We start from the raw sequence: 4350 nt of genomic DNA on the forward strand, positions 1-4350 counted from the left end.
ACGATCGTCGTCAACGAGGGCCGCGAGCTGGCGGTGGACCTGGAGATCGCCGCGGGGCGGGCCAACAGGGTGCGGCTGAACCGGGCACCGGTCCGCAGCCCCCGGGAGGTGGTGGGCGTGCTGCGGGCGGTGCTGTTCGCGCCCGAGGATCTCACCCTGGTCCGCGGCGATCCCGGCGATCGCCGTCGGTATCTGGACGAGCTGGCCAGCGTGCGGCGCCCGCGGATCGCCCTGGTGCGTGCCGACTACGACAAGGCGCTACGGCAGCGCACGGCGCTGCTCAAAAGTGCCGGGTCGCGGCGTGGGGACCGGGGCGTCGGCGACACCCTCGACGTCTGGGATGCGCAGCTGGCCGAGCACGGCGCCGAGCTGATGGCGGCCCGGACCGAACTGGTGAACCAGCTGGCGCCCGAGGTGGAGAAGGCCTACCAACTGCTGGCGCCGGGGAGCCGCCCGGCCGGCATCATCTACCGGCCGAGTCTGGCCGTCGAACCGGGCATCGACGCGGCCGGGCTGGCGACCGCGTTGGCCGCCGCCTTGCTGCATCGCCGGCCGGCCGAGTTGGAGCGCGGGATGTGCCTGGTCGGACCGCATCGCGACGAGCTGGAGCTGCGGCTCGGCGATCGTCCGGTGAAAGGCTTTGCCAGCCATGGCGAGTCGTGGTCGATGGCGTTGGCGCTGAGACTGGCCGGCTATCAGCTGCTGCGCAGCGAAGGCGCCGAACCGGTGTTGCTGCTCGACGACGTCTTCGCCGAACTGGACGCCGCCCGGCGGCGCGCGCTCACCGAGGTGGCGGCGGCGGCCGAGCAGGTGTTGGTCACCGCGGCGGTGCCAGAGGACGTCCCGGACGCCTGGCAGGCTGAACGGATGACGATCACCGTCGACGACCGTGACGACGGGCGGGTATCGGAGGTGCTGGGGTGAGTGAGCAGACGGGTCCCGGAGCCGACGACGGCTCGGCTCTGCCCGGTCCACCTGCCGGGCCGAGCGCCGAGGATCTGGTCCGGCGCGTTCTGGAGGAGGCCCGGGGTGTCGCCCGAGCGCAGGGCAAGGACGTGGGACGGGGTCGGCGCGCGCCGATCCGGCGGGCCGGGACGCCCGGCCGGCGGCGCAGCTGGTCGGGCCCGGGCCCGGATTCCCGTGACCCGAAGCCGCTGAACGCCGCCGCCCGGGACCTCGCCCGGTCCCGGGGCTGGTCGCCGCGGATCGCGGAAGGGGCCGTCTTGGGTCAGTGGGCGACGGTGGTCGGACCGGACATCGCCGACCACGCCACCCCCACCCGCCTCGTCGACGGCGTGCTCAGCGTGTCGGCCGAGTCCACCGCGTGGGCTACCCAGCTGCGCATGGTGCAGGCCCAGTTGATCGCGCGGATCGCCGCGGCCGTCGGCGACGGCGTCGTCACCGCGGTGCGGATCACCGGTCCGACGGCCCCGTCGTGGCGGAAAGGGCCTCGCCACGTCGCCGGCCGGGGGCCGCGCGACACCTACGGTTGAGCGGTCGGCCGGGCTGCTCTGACAACCGCCACAACGCGTCGAACCGCTCGGGTCAGCGGCGGGACACCACTCGGCACGTGATACAGGCGTGACGGGGCAACCAGATGGGCGGAAACGCCCCGAGAAAATCGGCGCCCTCGGCAGTCCACGGTAGACTGACGCCGAACCTGCAGCGGGAACCCGACCGTCCGCATGCGACCCCGAGGAGAACTTTTCGACCGTGGCTGCCCAGAAGAAGAGCGCGCAACCCGCCTACGACGCCCAGGCCATCACGATTCTCGAGGGGCTCGAGGCTGTCCGCAAGCGGCCCGGCATGTACATCGGTTCCACCGGCGAACGGGGTCTACACCACCTGATCTGGGAGGTTGTCGACAACGCAGTCGACGAGGCGATGGCCGGCTACGCCACCGCCGTGGACGTCACGTTGCTCACCGACGGCGCGGTGGAGGTGCGCGACAACGGCCGCGGGATCCCGGTCGGCATGCACGAGTCGGGTATCCCAGCCGTGGACGTGGTGATGACCCAGTTGCACGCCGGTGGCAAGTTCGGCGGTGAGGGCGGCGCCTACGCGGTCTCCGGCGGGCTGCATGGGGTGGGCGTCTCGGTGGTGAACGCCTTGTCCACCCGGCTGGAGGTGGACATCTGCCGTAACGGCCATGAATGGTCCCAGTTCTACGACCACTCGGTGCCCGGCACCCTCAAGCAGGGCGCACAGACGAAGAAGACCGGCACCACGGTCCGGTTCTGGGCAGACCCGGAGGTCTTCGAGACCACCGAGTACAACTTCGAGACGGTCGCCCGCCGGCTGCAGGAGATGGCGTTCCTGAACAAAGGACTGACCATCACCCTCACCGACGAACGGGTGAGCACCGCGGAGATCGTCGACGAGGTGGTCAGCGACGTCGCCGAGGCGCCGAAGTCCGCCGAGGCGAAGGCCGCCGAGACCGCGGGACCCAAGAAGGTCAAGCACCGGATCTTCCACTACCCGGGCGGACTCGTCGACTACGTCAAGCACATCAACAGCACCAGCACCAAGAGCCCGATCCACACCAGCATCGTCGACTTCTCCGGCAAGGGCGAAGGCCACGAGGTCGAGGTCGCGCTGCAGTGGAATGCCAGCTACGCCGAATCGGTGCACACCTTCGCCAACACCATCAACACCGTCGAGGGCGGTACCCACGAAGAGGGCTTCCGGGCGGCGTTGACCAGCGTGGTCAACAAGTACGCCAAGGACAAGAAGCTGCTCAAGGAGAAAGACCCCAACCTCACCGGCGATGACATCCGAGAGGGTCTGGCCGCGGTCATCTCCGTCAAGGTGCACGAGCCGCAGTTCGAGGGCCAGACCAAGACGAAACTCGGCAACACCGAGGTGAAGTCGTTCGTTCAGAAGGTCTGCAACGAACAGCTCAGCCACTGGTTCGAGGCCAACCCGGCCGAAGCCAAGACGGTGGTGAACAAAGCGGTCTCCACCGCGCAGGCGCGACTCGCCGCGCGCAAGGCGCGAGATCTGGTGCGCCGAAAGAGCGCCACCGACCTCGGCGGACTGCCGGGCAAGCTGGCCGATTGCCGGTCCGGTGATCCGAAACGCTCGGAACTGTATGTGGTGGAAGGTGATTCAGCCGGCGGGTCGGCGAAGAGCGGCCGCAACTCGGAATTCCAGGCCATCCTGCCGCTGCGCGGCAAGATCATCAACGTCGAGAAGTCGCGGATCGACCGGGTGCTGAAGAACGCCGAGGTGCAGGCGATCATCACCGCCTTGGGCACCGGCATCCACGACGAATTCGACATCGCCAAGCTGCGCTACCACAAGATCGTGTTGATGGCCGACGCCGACGTGGACGGGCAGCACATCTCCACGTTGCTGCTGACCCTGCTGTTCCGGTTCATGCGGCCGCTGGTCGAGCACGGCCACGTCTACCTGGCGCAGCCGCCGCTGTACAAACTCAAGTGGCAGCGCGGCGCCGAACCCGACTTCGCCTACTCCGACCGGGAACGCGACGGCCTGCTGGCAGCCGGGAAGAAGGCCGGCAAGAAGATCAACATGGACGACGGCATCCAGCGCTACAAGGGGTTGGGCGAGATGGACGCCAAGGAGCTGTGGGAGACCACGATGGACCCCGAGGTGCGGGTGCTGCGCCAGGTCACCCTGGACGACGCGGCCGCCGCCGACGAGCTGTTCTCGATCCTGATGGGCGACGACGTCGAGGCGCGGCGCAGTTTCATCACCCGCAACGCCCGAGACGTGCGGTTCCTGGATGTCTAGCGACGCCTGACCCGTCGACGCACAACTACACGAGGACTCGATGACCGACACCACCCTGCCCCCCGGGGACGACTCCACCGACCGGGTCCAACCGGTCGACATCCAGCAGGAGATGCAGCGCAGCTACATCGATTACGCGATGAGCGTGATCGTCGGCCGTGCCCTGCCCGAGGTCCGCGACGGCCTCAAGCCAGTGCACCGCCGGGTGCTGTACGCGATGTTCGACTCCGGCTTCCGGCCGGATCGTAGCCACGCCAAGTCGGCCCGGTCGGTCGCCGAGACGATGGGCAACTACCACCCGCACGGCGACGCCTCCATCTACGACACCCTGGTACGGATGGCCCAGCCGTGGTCGCTGCGCTACCCGCTGGTCGACGGCCAGGGCAACGTCGGCTCGCCGGGCAACGATCCGGCGGCGGCGATGCGGTACACCGAAGCCCGGCTGACCCCGCTCGCCATGGAGATGCTTCGCGAAATCGACGAAGAGACAGTTGATTTCGCGCCGAACTATGACGGCCGGGTGCAGGAGCCAACGGTGCTGCCCAGCAGGTTCCCGAACCTGCTGGCCAACGGCTCCGGCGGGATCGCGGTCGG

4 protein-coding genes are annotated in these 4350 nt (G+C 69.0%); all 4 read left to right on the forward strand.

Annotation, left to right across the window (positions count from 1 at the left end; all coding sequences use genetic code 11):
- On the forward strand, nt 1–924 hold a 924-nt coding region (recF, locus tag AC2VNT_RS07035; RefSeq protein ID WP_486946167.1), incomplete at its 5' end, for a DNA replication/repair protein RecF.
- Nucleotides 921–1493 carry a DUF721 family protein gene (locus tag AC2VNT_RS07040; RefSeq protein ID WP_486946168.1) on the forward strand — a complete coding sequence of 191 codons (573 nt, stop codon included), beginning with the start codon at nt 921–923 and terminating at the stop codon, nt 1491–1493. The genes recF and AC2VNT_RS07040, both read left to right, overlap by 4 nt.
- 220 nt (nt 1494–1713) lie before the next feature.
- A complete protein-coding gene (gene gyrB, locus AC2VNT_RS07045) occupies nt 1714–3756 on the forward strand; it encodes a DNA topoisomerase (ATP-hydrolyzing) subunit B (protein ID WP_486946169.1) in 2043 nt (680 codons plus the stop codon).
- A gap of 40 nt (nt 3757–3796) precedes the next feature.
- A partial coding sequence (locus tag AC2VNT_RS07050; protein ID WP_486946170.1) for a DNA gyrase subunit A occupies nt 3797–4350 on the forward strand: 554 nt, incomplete at its 3' end.

Source organism: Mycobacterium sp. TH-M15, assembly GCF_057473705.1.